The sequence below is a fragment of the Bartonella callosciuri genome (assembly GCF_014203215.1).
Taxonomy (GTDB): Bacteria; Pseudomonadota; Alphaproteobacteria; order Rhizobiales; family Rhizobiaceae; genus Bartonella; species Bartonella callosciuri.
Window position 1 is genome coordinate 37,260 of sequence record NZ_JACHIM010000008.1, and the last position, 12,161, is coordinate 49,420.

Genomic DNA, 12,161 nt, shown 5'->3' on the forward strand with positions numbered 1-12,161 from the left:
GTAGACTGGTTCCAAGAGATTAGATTTAGAGGCTAAGAGAAGTTGATTGTTATGCCTTTTGGCTGGGTTGCGGACGGTATGAAAATTTTTTCATCACTAAAAAATATATCTTTATTTGATTTTTAAAGAAATGAATAGAGCGATAAAGTCAGTGTCTGTTTAAGTACTTACAAGATTTTAAAAAGATATGCTCCCTGAACCAGGCCTTTTAGAATTCCTAGCATAAGGGAGGGAGAATGCAAAGAGAACATTGGCATTTGGGGAGAGTGAAAAAAGTGATGAAAAGGATTTCAATTTTGATATTCTCAATTTTTTAGAGAGTAATTAATCGCTGACCTTATAAAAACCACACTAAAACTGATTTGAAGAATGATGGTTTAAGTTATAGCGTTGGAATATTAGAAAATTCTGGAAATTTTTGTTAATCAGATAAAAATATATTTTTTAGTGATGAAAACAATTTTTGCAGTGTTTTGTTTTTTCGTTTTGAGCTGTTTTAACCGCTTTTAAAAAAAGATATCAAAATAAGTGTCTGGAACACTTAAGCAATAGACAATACCTGTTTCTGTCAAGTTGAAGGAAGCAGAACCATTGACAGAGACAGGAACAATTTTTTCCAAGACAGCACTGCCAAAACAAGCTTTTTGATCGCTAGAGAGAAGCGTGCCTGCTTCAAAATATTCATTCCAAGTGATGAGAAGCTGCGTTTTTCTATTCATTTTTGTATGGATTTCACAGCGTACACAGACGGTTCCTTTTTCTTGTGATAAAGCACCAAAAGAAAGAGAATTGATAATGAGTTCGTGAAAAGCCAAACCAATATGCAAAGCAGCATTGGGAAAAAGATAAGGATCTACACCTTCAAGTGAAAAACGCTCCGTTTCCTTCATCAAATAGCCCAAAGTTTGCGACTGAACCAATTCCCGAAATTGCGCACCACGCCAATCGGAGTCGGTGATCAGATCTTGAGAATGGGAAAGTGAATGGAGCCGCCCTTGAAATTTGCGTAAGAAAATCTGAAGCGATTCCGTATAGCGTGCCGTTTGGCTGGCAATGCTTTGAATGATGGCGAGAAGATTTTTAGAACGATGGCTGACTTCTCGAAGTAATATTTTTAAGACTTGTTCACGTCGACGTAATCCTGAAATATCAACACCAGTGGTGATAATACCGATAATGTCTCCATTATCATTGCGGTGACAATCAATAGAAAATTTGTACCAAAGCACTTGTTTGGTCATATCCTCAAACCGTGCTTCAATGGTTTGCATTTCACCCGTGGCTAAAACCTGCAATTTGATTGTTTCCATGTTGTCTGCAAGATCAAGTGAAAAAAAATCACTGTCACGACACCCCACCCGCCATTTGTTATGAAAATGCTGCGGCAAGTTTTCAGCCCATAAATAGACGAGATTTGTCGTCTGATAGAGAACAAAAATATCAGCTCCCCGGATTGCTTGCATGAGGGCGCTAAGATGTGATTTATCCATGGGCGGCTTTGAGCGAGGCGTAACGATCATGATAGAATGTTAGCTTCTTGTTCTAGGCCGCTTTGGAAGCATTCTCTTGAAAGAATAAAGCCTGGGAAATAAGCGCTTTCACCATATCAGGATTAAAGGGTTTGGTAACCAAAAAAGTCGGCTCCGGACGCTCTCCGGTCAGTAATCTTTCAGGAAAAGCCGTGATAAAGATCACCGGTATACGGTCATTTTGCAAAATGTCATTGACCGCATCAATGCCGGAACTGTTATCGGCTAATTGGATATCTGCCAAAATCAGCCGTGGATTTTTCTTATGATACATGATGAGAGCCTCATCGCGGGTTCGTGCTATTCCTACTACCTGATGGCCAAGACTTTCTACCATTTGTTCAATATCCATCGCAATAAGAGGCTCGTCTTCAATAATCATCACTTCAGTGGCTATTTGTTGAGAAATATCCGTCGACGCTTGGTTGAGGAGCTTGCGGAACACTTTCGCATCAAGGTCCATAATTTCGCTGGCTTCTTGTTCGTTAAACCCTTCAACGGCAATCAACAAAAATGCTTGGCGTGCACGTGGGGTGAGATACGATAATTTGGCACTGTTTTTTTGTTCAAGACCAAATTGTGGCAGTGGCTCGGGTATGTTTGGTGTGGTTTGGTCAAAAAGGTGACAAAAAAGCCAATAGGTACCAATCCGGTCACTGGATGTTTTAGGAAAAATCGAAATATCAGCAATAAGTGCTTCTAACATTGCTGAAACATAAGCATCGCCGGATGATTGGCTTCCTGTGACAGAGCGGGCAAAACGCCGAAGATAGGGAAGGTGTGGTGCGATGCGCTTGGATAATGACATGATTTATAACTCCTTTGACCTTTGAGAAATAGTGTTGGTTGAAATCTTTGAAAGATGAAAAAGTTCCTCTTTTCGTATGGAACTTTTTACAGACAACTATATTTACAACCATAAGGCGAAAAAATATTCTCGGTGCTGCTGATACTATATGGATTAGGGGGAAAAAAAATGAACGACCGTGATGAAAAAAATCTCACAAATCATTTGACGTTTGGAGATAATCTTCTCGGGGCAAATAACGAGATAGCACGGAAATTACGCCAGTTTTACATGGAAATTCAGGAAGAAGCACTTCCACGACGTTTGTTGGAGCTTTTGGACAGGTTAGAGCGCGCAGAGCAATTGAGCTTAAACAATGTGAAAAAGGTTTGAACCTTTTATGACACAGTGCGTGAAAAACTTTAAACAAGAACTCCTTTTGATTCTACCGGCGTTGCGGGCTTTTGCACTTTCTTTAAGTGGCAAGCGCGATAAAGCTGAAGATTTGGTTCAAGATACTGTTATGAAAGCATGGGCCAAGCAGGATAGTTTTGAAATGGGAACCAATCTCAAAGCGTGGCTTTTTACGATTTTGCGCAATGAATTTTATAGCCAAATGCGCAAAAGTGGAAGGGAAGTTCAGGACAGTGAAGGTGTGTTTACAAAAAGTGTAGCGATTCATCCTGCTCAATATGGATCGCTTGATTTGCAAGATTTCAGAAAGGCCTTAAATATGCTCTCTGCTGATCAAAGAGAAGCCATTATTCTCATTGGGGCATCAGGTTTTTCTTATGAAGATGCTGCAGCTATTTGTGGTTGTGCTGTTGGAACAATTAAAAGCCGTGTTAGTAGAGCACGTAACCGTTTACAAGAACTCCTCAAGGTGAATGGTGAATCCGATTATGGTCCTGATCCTTCTTCGGCTGGAAGCACATTGTGTTCATTTAACGGCTAAAAAAGCATAATAATTATGGTTGATAGCCTTGTTTTTTTAATTCTCGTTATAGCTATTAATGTAAAGTCAGCATCTGGGGAAATTCAGAGTGTTTGGCGTACAGCCTTAAGGAAAATAAGCAAAGCCTGTATGAAAGCATCCATCAGGCTTTTGCACTATGTTCCATAAGGTAGCCTTCCTTTGTGCTGAAAAATGACGATTTTCAGGTTCGCCAATGGAAATTCTATGACAACAAAGACAAAGTTGCTTCCTCAAAATTCTTCTTCTGATTCAAGCATATCAAGCTGGCGTTGGGTAGCTATTGTTGTTTCTCTGGTGATGGCTCTTTTGGCGTCAGCCTTTATTATATTGCTCTCAAATGCTGTGGATCGAGAAGTTGCACAGTTGAATACAAGTTCAGAATTGCGTGAACAGGCTGATTTGGTGCTCATTAGTTTGATTGATATGGCTGTTGCTGACCGTCGCTATGCAAAAACCCGGAAGGCAGAAGATAAAGCACGTTTTGAAAATGCTGTACGGGAGCTTGATGAGATCCTCGATTATACGGCGCTCATTGTTTATGCCCATCCGCAATGGTATGAATGGTTTACGGCTTTTAAAAAAGAAGTCGAAGTTCGCAAAGCTTTTATGAGTGCACATATGCATACTCTTGATGTGCTTCCTGATCAATCTTCTCAGCCTTCTTCCTATGCTGGTATCGAGAGGGTTCAAGTCGCCCGTTTAGCGCAATTGATGACAAGTTTTATTAATGGCGATGATGTGGTGCGCCAAAAACAGCGCGAGGGTATAGCGTTTATGCGGGCTGCTTTAACATTGGCAGCGATTGTTTCTGTTGTCAGTACTTTTATTTCCGCTTATTTTGTCATTAACCGTTTTCACCGTGATGTACGCTCTTTAAAAATGTATCAATTGCTGCTGCATAGTGAAAATGTAGCCCTGGAAGCTCGTGTGAAAGAACGGACACAAGAATTGGAAAGAGCACGCAATCACGCCGAAAAAGAACGTCAACGTGTTGAAATGTTGTTACAGGATGCAAGCCACCGCATTGGCAATTCTCTTGGCACGGTGTCTTCTTTGCTGAGTTTGCAATTAAATCGGAGCAACAATGAGGAAGTGCGTGCTGTTCTTGGTGCTGCACGTGATCGTATCCAGACAATCTCTACAGCACATCGGCGTTTGCGTTTGAGTGATGATATGGAAACCACGTTATTGGCAGAGTTTCTCAGTTCTGTGGTGCATGATGTCGAATTGGCAATCCCTTTTGAATTGCGTGAAAACATTACCATTCATACTTCTTTTAAAGATTGCCGCTTGTCTTCAAGAGATGCGACAACACTCGGCATTATTCTTGGTGAATTGCTAACCAATTCCTTAAAACATGCTTTTCCTAATCAGCGCTCCGGTCATATTTATATCTCATTTGGTCCCCAGCAAGATGGACAGTTAATGCTGATTGTGGAGGATGATGGTGTGGGTATGAAGAAGCAAACTTTAGAACAAAAAGCAGGTCTTGGTCGTTTAGTTATCGAACAGCTTTGCATGCAGTTTGGGGAGAAACCACTTTTTGAAACGTCTGCTTTGGGAGGCACAAAAGTTACAATTCCTTTGCCAAAACTTAAAACAAATGGCTCCAAGAATGCATAGTTCAAAGGATGCACCGTTTATCTCTTAAAAGGGGATTTTAAAATCCCCTTTTATTTATCAGGGTTAAGAGCAAAAAATGCCTTTATAAATTACTACAACTTCTCCATAGGTGTATTTTGGCTCCATTTAGTCCTAAATCTTTAACCAAAGCTGGTTTTCCAGTTTTTCCGTTATAAGCTTTAACATGAATGTTTTTTCCTTTGACCTCTACGAGATAGTATTCTCCCTTAAACAGTGCTCCTGCCGTGTAGACAGGGATGTTTCCGAAGACTTTATCATTTTGTGCACGGCAAGAGATTTGATCATGCTCGTGTCCTACAAAGATTGCTTTTACATTATGACGTGTAATGATTGATTTAAATATAGCGAGATCTTTAGCATTCTTGGGGTGAAGAAAATGTGAGTCATTATCTCTAAAATAGGGGCGCGCATCGTGGAAGTTGAGAATTGTCACTTTTCCCCTTTTATCAGCGGCTGCTAAATCTTGTTTCAACCACTTTAGAGCTTTCGTTATTGTTACTTTAGTTTGGCCATCATATAAATTAGCAGTATAAGTTGGATAATTTTGGAGTTGCACATAGTGAATATCCCCATAATCCCATGAATAACTTAAACTCCCCGTTATTATGTTACGGGTTACATTAGTATGAATCAGTTGACGAGAAGTTACGTGTTTATTGAACTTAGGTAAAGTATTGCTATATTCGTTTATTTCTTGGAACATTCTTTTAACAGCACTCACCGCACATGCATCCTTTGAAAGATTTGCTATCGGGATCATACAATCACGAATGTTATTGTAGTAGTCGTGATTGCCTAGTCCTTCATAAATAGGGTAAGCGATACTTTTATAGACATCTGCATAGTCTTGATAGGTTTGTGGCCGACCAAACTCAGTTAAGTCGCCATTGATGATGTAAAATTCAGCTGCGTGTGATTCTATTGCATTTGCAACTTTCTTATTTGCCTTTATCCATGGTTCTCGGTTGCTGTTTGCGTTAGGATCGCCAGATTCTAAGCGCCATGGCTGTGGATCAGCTGCTATGACAACAGTATAATTTTTTCTTGGCTGCTTTCTTTTTACGTACCAAATTACTCTTGCGTTATCACCTACGCCCTCCCTTCGTTCAAAATAATAATTGTTTTTGCTCGAAGTAGCAGAATATTCGTTGGCACCCCTATAGGGATTATACCAGCGGAATGTTAAAATAGCCCCGTCGTCTTGTACTTTATAGATAGCCCAACCACCGGCTCCAAACAGCCAAGAAGTTGATGTTGTCGCTGCTTTTCCTACGGAGCCAGATGCAATCATATTCGAAGGCCCTGCGTTTCCCCAGTATCCACCCGCTTTCCACTTTCCACGCTGGATACCTTTAGTAATTAATACCATAGAAGTAGGGGGATTGGTTAGTTCATTGACGATGTAGACATCTGTTGAACGATCATCAAATGCACTTCGTTTAGGGGTGGGCAATTTTTCGATGAAGCTTCGTCTTGTTTCATGTGTCACAGAAACATTTTGAGCGTGAACGAAATCAGGCTTTAGACAAACAAAAATAATAAAAGAAATCGCAGTAATTATTCTATATTGGTATTTCATAAAATTATCATTCAAAAACTGAAATAACGCCATAAAATATTCAGAAGGTATGATATCATAAGGAGCGTTAAAATTAATTTTTTCACGAAGCCTGTTTGTGTCATTACTATTTTAGGCAGGCTGATATGTCTGAAAGACAGTTTACATGAACAAAAATGAGACCACATACTCGTAAAGTAGTACTTGATTTTACGCATGTTATTTCTTTAATCAAATTTCTACTTTCTTGCATCACACTATGCGAGAGAGGGTTTCAAATCAAAACTTTATGGCTTTTTTATGTTAGAGCCGTATATAATCAATGGTAGATTGCATCATCAATGATGAGGTTTGTGTTAAAGTTTGAGAGAACAGTAATAAGCTTTAACATGTATAGTTTCCCTCTATTTCTCGATGAACTAAGTGTCTTTACCGTGGATACATACAGGGATATTTCCGCCTATTTTGTCATTAATCGTTTTCACAGTGATATCCGAGCCTTTAAAATGTATCAATTGCTGCTGCATAGTGAAAATGTAGCCCTGGAAGCTCGTGTGGAAGAACGAACAGAAGAATTGGAAAGAGCACGCAATCACGCTGAAAAAGAGCGTCAACGCGTCGAAATGTTGCTACAGGATGCTAGCCATCGCATTAGCAATTCTCTTGGGACAGTCGCTTCTTTGCTAAGGCTACAATTGAATCGAAGCAAAAATGAAGAAGTGCGTGCTGTGCTTGGTGCCCGCACAGGACCGCATCCAGACGATATCCACTGCACATCGGCGTTTGCGTTTGAGTGATGATATGGAAACCACGTTATTGGCAGAGTTTCTCAGTTCTGTGGTGCATGATGTCGAATTGGCAATCCCTTTTGAATTGCGTGAAAACATTACCATTCACACTTCTTTTAAAGATTGCCGCTTGTCTTCAAGAGATGCGACAACACTCGGCATTATTCTTGGTGAATTGCTAACCAATTCCTTAAACCATGCCTTTCTTAATCAACGTTCTGGTCATATTTATATCTCATTTGGTCCCCAACAAGATGGATAACTGATGTTGATTGTGGAGGATGATGGTGTGGGAATAAAGAACCAAACATCAATGCAAAATGCAGGTCTTGTTCGTTTAGTTATCGAACAGCTTTGCATGCAGTTTGGGGAGAAACCACTTTTTGAAACGTCTGCTTTGGGAGGCACAAAAGTTACAATCCCTTTGCCAAAACTTAAAACAAATGGTTCAAAAGATTCATCAATTCTCGGTTAAAAGGGGATGTTAAAAACCCCTTTTTAATTTATCAGGATCAAAAGTAAATGCCCTTATAAATTACTACAGCTCTTCGAGAAGAATGTTTTGGCTCCATTTAGTCCTAAATCTTTGACCAAAGCTGGTTTTCCAGTTTTTCCGTTATAAGTTTTAACATGAATGTTTTTTTCTTTGACCTCTACGAGATAGTATTCTCCCTTAAACAGTGCCCCAGCGGTGTAGACAGGGATAAAGATATACTTGTTTCTTAAAATTTTTTCTCCTTTCCTTAAAAAAGGAGAAAAAATTTTTTAGAAAAAACTACAAGTCAAATTGGAAAAAACTACAAGTCCAATCGAATGTTCTAACATTTTCCATTCTGCCAAAATTTCTAACCAAAGCTGGTTTTCCAGTTTTTCCATTATAAGCTTTTACATAAACATCTTTTCCTTGCACCTCGATGAGGTAATAATCTCCCTTAAACAGTGCCCCAGCGGTATAGACAGGGATATTTCCAAAGACTTTATCATCTGGCGCACGACAACACCCTTGTATATGTTCGTGTCCTGCAAATATTGCTTTTACATTATGACGTGTAATAATTGATTTAAAGACAGCTAGATCCTTAGCATTTTTAGGATGCAGGAAATGCGAATCAATATTGTCATAATAGGGGCGAGCATCATGAAAATTGATAATAGTTACTTTTCCTCGTGCGTCAGCAGCTGTTAAATCTCTTTCCAGCCAATCCAAAGCTTTCTCAATATGTACTGAAGTACTTCTTTGTGATAAATTAACCGTGTAAGTTGGGTAATTGTGAAGCTGTACGTAGTGAATATCTCCATAATCCCATGAATAGCTCAAACTGCCTCTTATGAGGCGAAGAGAGCTGTTAAATAAATAGACCCAACGATCAGTGACGTCTTGATTAAAATGGGCAAGAGTTTTGCTGTATTTTTTCATTTCTTGTAGCATTCTTTCAACAGCACTTATAGCACAGGCATCTGGAAAAAAATTTAATGCTTGAGGAATTGTACAAGCACCAACATTATTTGCATAATCATGATTGCCTAACCCTTCATAAACAGGAGCGCCAAGGTTTTTATACACGTTTGCATAATCATCATAGGTTTTTTGTCGACCAAATTCTGTCAGGTCACCATTGACAATGAGAAATGCTGCTTTGTGTGATTTTATTGCTTTTGCAACTTCTCTGTTTTTCTGGATCCATAGAACTCTGTTGCTTTCCGAGTTCGGATTACCGGTCAGTAGGCGCCATGCTTGCGGATCAGCCATGATGATAGCAGTGTAGTTTTTTGTGCTAGTTTTCGTTTGACTGTTCGAAGATATGTTTGAGTTATTATTAGAATTAAGTCTGTAATTTGATTGATGATTTGAGAATACAGTCTGTTCTTCTCCAAGAGCATAATTTGTATAAATAAATAGTCCAAAAAAAACAAAGCTTATTATTTTATATTGGTGTTTCATATATTAAACTCCCGATTATTGGATATATTTTTATATCATAAAACAATAATGAATATATTATTAAATTTATAAAAATATATTTTGTATTTTTATTACATATTTTTGTATTAAATATATTTTATATTGTGAAGTTTTAAATTTGATATGTTCTTAATATTTCTTGGAAAATTTTAATTCTATAGTTCTTTATTTTGTTTATCTCACGATTTGCGATTGTCTTTTAACTTTTTCTCTGTTGATTGTTTTGTTTTTTGATGTTTGCTTATTGAGAAAAGAGAATCTAGTTTACGATTTTTCATCGTTGATAAGACTGAAAAAAGTAAGCACTGTAATGAACAGGAGATCCGATTGCGTAGGTAAGAATGGGATTTACAGGATTTGATAGAATACATTAAGGAGAGAAGAGCTCTTTCTTTGAATTTGCTTTGTTTAGCTTTTTCAGATTTTCATTGTGCACGAAATTTGAAAAGTGATAGTGCCCTCTTTTTAATTGTTTCTATGCCTTTGAGAGATGGCATGCACTTAGGAGGAGTTTGGGTTGGACATGCGTTTTTATTTTTAAAAGTATTATTTTGAAAGGTTGGCTTAAGAAGCGTCTTCTGACGGTTTTATCGGACTGTTTATCAAAGAATCAATATTGTTTTTTTCGCGCAGGAATGTTTGCAGATCTTGATTAGTTAAAGCCTTACTGTCTGGCAGACGAATACGCATGGGGTCAACCTTTGTGCCATTGACAATGATTTCAAAATGACAATGGGGACCGGTTGCTAGACCCGTTGTTCCGACATACCCAATGATTTGTCCTTGTTGTACTTTCACGCCTGGTTTTATGTCTGGGGCATAACTACTTTGGTGTGAATAACTGCTGACATATCCATTCGCATGCTGAATTTCTGTATGGTTCCCATAGCCGCCTTTTGTCTCTACTTTTGTAACAATACCGTCTCCGACGGCTATAATGGGGGAGCCTTTTGGTGCAATCCAATCAACTCCTGTATGCATTCGAACATACCCTAAAATAGGGTGTTTGCGTGGTCCAAAGGGGGAACCAAAAATGCCATTTGGAAGGGGTTTGCGAAGCAGAAAAGGCTTGGAGCTTTTTCCTTCCGAATCATAGTACTCAACATTTCCGTCTTTTGATTGGTAACGGTAATATTTATAGGTTGTATTGCCAAAGGTAGCGCTGATATAACGGATTTCAGGATCTACATTTATAGTTGGTTGTTTCGCTTTCGGGCTCTTTTTGCCATTTTGGGTTTCTTTGTTGTTTTTTTCTGCATCACTTTGTTGTGGCACGGCATAAAATATTTCAAGCTGATCGGTTGGTGTTATCCGGCTTTTCATATCAATGTTGGTGGCAAGCAGACGAATGAGATTCTGTGAGAGCGATTGTGATATATTATGGCTGAGCAAAGCAGTATAGAGCGCATCATAAGCTGTTGGTAATTGTGCTATACTGACATAAGAATGTGGAATACCATTCTGAAAGGCTGTTTTAAGTGCGTGGGACATTTTGGGTTCTGCACTTTCAACGAATTGACCTTCATCGTTCAGAGCAATAGTGAGAATATGATGCATTCCTTGGTAAATGCTTGCCCGCACCAGATGATCTTCTTCACCAGCTTGTGTAACGATACCAATGCGTAAAAGGCTTCCTTCTTTAAGCGTATCTGAATCGTTAAATTTCGTTAAAGTGCTTACAACTTGTTCAATCTGCTCTTTTGTGTAGTTGGTGTCTTTGAAAATGTCGGCTATCTTTTGTTTTTTACGAATAGGAAGAATATCCTCAGCATAGTTTTTCGTGAGATCGATTCGCTGATTTTGAGGAGAAACGGTGACATTTTCTTGAATAATGCGGACTTCAGGGGATTCTGTAAGTTGGGAGGTGGAGGACAAATTTTCTAATTTTAAAGGATCAATGAGTGTGAGAATTGAAAGGAGTTCGTTGCTCTTTTCCAAAGCAAATCCAGCTTTTTTTAATTCTTTTTGTACTTCATCTTCTGTTAGGGTATCTGCACCATTAAAATTACTTTGATATATCGTGAAGTTACGGCTGCGTAAGGTTATTTTTGTTTCTACCTTTGCTCCATAAATATGTCCCGAATCTTGCAGTTTTGCGGTTGAATTTTTCGAATCACTGGCAAGAATGCTTAAAGCATCAAATTTAGGATAGCTGTATTGCTGGGGTCGATTCTCGGCTAGAGCCATACGAATCCATTCGAAATGTTGTGTCTGAATAACTTTTTCGTCACCTTTTTTTTGCAAAATTGATAATTCAAATTGGCGCTTACTGTCAAAGCTTTGTCGCGCGCGTGTGGGAGAAATACGATCGCTTTTCTGTCCATTAGCGTCAGGGGTTTGTGATTCTGATAGGTTTGCTTGCGTAAACCATTGGGGTGGTGTAACTAACCGTTGTTGCCCATCTAAAGCAGCAAAAAGCGCAATCCCCATAAGTATACAGGAAGTAATTCCAGTAAGAACTGTTCCTGTGAGCCAACGTACAGAAACCTGTCGGCGAGCAGGACGGAAGCGCTTCACCACAAGAGCTGGGTCCTGTCCGGGATTATTTTTCTGATGTTGGTTATCCCACATGGGTTTTCATCGTGCTCTTTAAAATGATTTTCATGCTCTTAATAATATAAATGCAAGAGGTTAGCACAGCTTAGAGCGTTTCTACAAGGATGTGGTTATTTTTACACAGCGGAAATCTTGAATTATTAAGGAAAAGAAAAGCAGAAGAGCAAGTTTATAAAAGGCACAAATTTGGTTTTATGATGGTATATATCGTAGAATAACACTTCTTAGTTGCAGTTTTAAGGGGGTATATTTTTCTGAAATAGGAAAAAATGATATTGACTCTTAGTGTGAAAGGGTTCTATATAGCGGGGAGTGACGAGGGCAGTTTCTGCTTGCGATGGTAGGTTTTGTCGTTAGTTT

8 protein-coding genes and 2 pseudogenes are annotated in these 12,161 nt (G+C 38.8%); 4 read left to right on the plus strand and 6 right to left on the minus strand.

The genetic code is table 11. The annotated features are described in order from the left end of the window. Window positions 1-506 precede the first annotated feature (506 nt). Window positions 507-1,520, minus strand: coding sequence for a sensor histidine kinase (locus HNQ69_RS06615; protein ID WP_183229264.1), 1,014 nt, complete (start codon window positions 1,518-1,520; stop codon window positions 507-509). 22 nt (window positions 1,521-1,542) lie between these two features. After that, window positions 1,543-2,337, minus strand: a complete 795-nt coding sequence (locus HNQ69_RS06620) for a response regulator (protein WP_183229265.1) — start codon at window positions 2,335-2,337, stop codon at window positions 1,543-1,545. Window positions 2,338-2,505: 168 nt separating this feature from the next. Between HNQ69_RS06620 and HNQ69_RS06625 the strand changes: the two genes are divergently transcribed. The 3 genes from HNQ69_RS06625 (at window position 2,506) to HNQ69_RS06635 (ending at window position 4,915) form a co-directional block, all read left to right on the plus strand. Then, window positions 2,506-2,709 (plus strand): NepR family anti-sigma factor, encoded by a 204-nt coding sequence (locus HNQ69_RS06625; protein WP_183229266.1) that lies wholly within the window; start codon window positions 2,506-2,508, stop codon window positions 2,707-2,709. Between the two features lie 7 nt (window positions 2,710-2,716). Then, entirely contained in the window at window positions 2,717-3,271 is a 555-nt protein-coding gene (locus HNQ69_RS06630) for an RNA polymerase sigma factor (RefSeq protein WP_183229267.1), read from the plus strand. A 225-nt stretch (window positions 3,272-3,496) separates the two neighbouring features. Continuing rightward, window positions 3,497-4,915 (plus strand): sensor histidine kinase, encoded by a 1,419-nt coding sequence (locus tag HNQ69_RS06635; protein ID WP_183229268.1) that lies wholly within the window; start codon window positions 3,497-3,499, stop codon window positions 4,913-4,915. Window positions 4,916-4,997: 82 nt separating this feature from the next. On the opposite strand, the gene HNQ69_RS06640 is transcribed toward HNQ69_RS06635, so the two are convergent. Next, window positions 4,998-6,515: a metallophosphoesterase family protein gene (locus tag HNQ69_RS06640; protein ID WP_183229269.1), complete on the minus strand. Its 1,518-nt coding sequence runs from the start codon at window positions 6,513-6,515 to the stop codon at window positions 4,998-5,000. 431 nt (window positions 6,516-6,946) lie between these two features. Here HNQ69_RS06640 and HNQ69_RS06645 point away from each other — a divergent pair. Beyond that, window positions 6,947-7,757, plus strand: a pseudogene (locus HNQ69_RS06645) (sensor histidine kinase); the annotation flags it as partial. 53 nt (window positions 7,758-7,810) lie between these two features. Here the strand turns inward: HNQ69_RS06645 and HNQ69_RS08370 are convergent. From HNQ69_RS08370 to HNQ69_RS06655, 3 genes and pseudogenes are all read right to left on the minus strand, one after another. Next, window positions 7,811-7,987: pseudogene (locus HNQ69_RS08370) on the minus strand (metallophosphoesterase); the annotation flags it as partial. A gap of 70 nt (window positions 7,988-8,057) precedes the next feature. Next, a complete protein-coding gene (locus tag HNQ69_RS06650) occupies window positions 8,058-9,224 on the minus strand; it encodes a metallophosphoesterase (protein ID WP_183229270.1) in 1,167 nt (388 codons plus the stop codon). Between the two features lie 585 nt (window positions 9,225-9,809). Continuing rightward, window positions 9,810-11,816 (minus strand): M23 family metallopeptidase, encoded by a 2,007-nt coding sequence (locus HNQ69_RS06655; protein ID WP_183229271.1) that lies wholly within the window; start codon window positions 11,814-11,816, stop codon window positions 9,810-9,812. Window positions 11,817-12,161: the final 345 nt, after the last annotated feature.

Coding starts and splice junctions, on each gene's coding strand:
- HNQ69_RS06615 (WP_183229264.1), bottom strand. CDS start 1,520: ATGATCGTTACGCCTCGCTCAAAGCCGCCCATGGATAAATCACATCTT.
- HNQ69_RS06620 (WP_183229265.1), bottom strand. CDS start 2,337: ATGTCATTATCCAAGCGCATCGCACCACACCTTCCCTATCTTCGGCGT.
- HNQ69_RS06625 (WP_183229266.1), top strand. CDS start 2,506: ATGAACGACCGTGATGAAAAAAATCTCACAAATCATTTGACGTTTGGA.
- HNQ69_RS06630 (WP_183229267.1), top strand. CDS start 2,717: ATGACACAGTGCGTGAAAAACTTTAAACAAGAACTCCTTTTGATTCTA.
- HNQ69_RS06635 (WP_183229268.1), top strand. CDS start 3,497: ATGACAACAAAGACAAAGTTGCTTCCTCAAAATTCTTCTTCTGATTCA.
- HNQ69_RS06640 (WP_183229269.1), bottom strand. CDS start 6,515: ATGAAATACCAATATAGAATAATTACTGCGATTTCTTTTATTATTTTT.
- HNQ69_RS06650 (WP_183229270.1), bottom strand. CDS start 9,224: ATGAAACACCAATATAAAATAATAAGCTTTGTTTTTTTTGGACTATTT.
- HNQ69_RS06655 (WP_183229271.1), bottom strand. CDS start 11,816: ATGTGGGATAACCAACATCAGAAAAATAATCCCGGACAGGACCCAGCT.